This window comes from Actinokineospora spheciospongiae (genome assembly GCF_000564855.1).
Classification (GTDB): domain Bacteria; phylum Actinomycetota; class Actinomycetes; order Mycobacteriales; family Pseudonocardiaceae; genus Actinokineospora; species Actinokineospora spheciospongiae.
On the sequence record NZ_AYXG01000110.1, the window covers coordinates 1 to 974 of the forward strand.

Here is a 974-nt window from a genome sequence, read left to right on the forward strand (position 1 = left end):
CGAAGAACGAGTTTCTGGGAAAAGCCGCGGCCTTCTTCGCCCGCGACTATCGGTGACCGATATCTACGAGTTCATCGACGGCGAAAAAGGCACATACCCGGTGGCGGCGATGTGCGAGTGGATGGGTGTCTCCCGGTCCGGATTCCACGACTGGCGCACCCGCCCGAACTCCGCCACCACCGAACGCCGGAAATCGTTGAAAGACGAGATCGGTGTCGTGTTCGCCGAGTCCCGGCGCACCTACGGCTACCGCCGGGCCCACGCCGCTCTGGCCCGCAAGGGCGTCCATGCCGGCCCGGAACTGGTGCGGGCGCTGATGCGCGAGCTGGGCCTGATCCCTGTCGGGCCCCGACCACGGCAGGTCACGACCGTGCGGGCCCCGGACGCCCACGCGACACCGGATCTGATCGGCCGGGATTTCACCGCCGATCGACCGGGGCACAAACTTGTCGGTGACATCACCTATGTCCCGACAGGGCAGGGGTGGCTGTATCTGGCGACCGTCATCGACTGCGCCACCCGAAAAATCATCGGCTGGGCCACCGCCGATCACATGAGGACAAGTCTCGTGTGTGACGCGATCACCATGGCAACCACCAACACCACCCTGACCGACAACGTCGTCTTCCATTCCGACCGGGGAACCCAGTACACTTCCGCCGAGTTCCGACACCACCTCCGCGACCACGGCATCACACCGTCACTCGGACGCACCGGCGTCTGCTGGGACAACGCCCTCGCCGAATCCTTCTTCGCCGCGTTGAAGAACGAACTCGTCCACACCACCACATTCCACACCCACACCCAAGCCCGCCGAGAAATCAGTGCCTACATCGAACTGTTCTACAACCACACCCGACTCCACTCCACCCTCGGCTACATCACCCCCAACGAAGCCGAGAACCATTACCAGCACACAAAAGCAGCAGCCTGAAACCCACTAAACCACCGTCCGAGAACTCCATGGCAGACCA

The 974-nt window shown here is 63.1% G+C and carries 1 protein-coding gene; it reads left to right on the plus strand.

Features of this window, described 5'->3' with window-relative positions; genetic code table 11:
- Positions 1–934, plus strand: a 934-nt coding sequence (locus UO65_RS15895; protein ID WP_152552113.1) for an IS3 family transposase, incomplete at its 5' end; no start/stop codon positions are given.
- Positions 935–974: the final 40 nt, after the last annotated feature.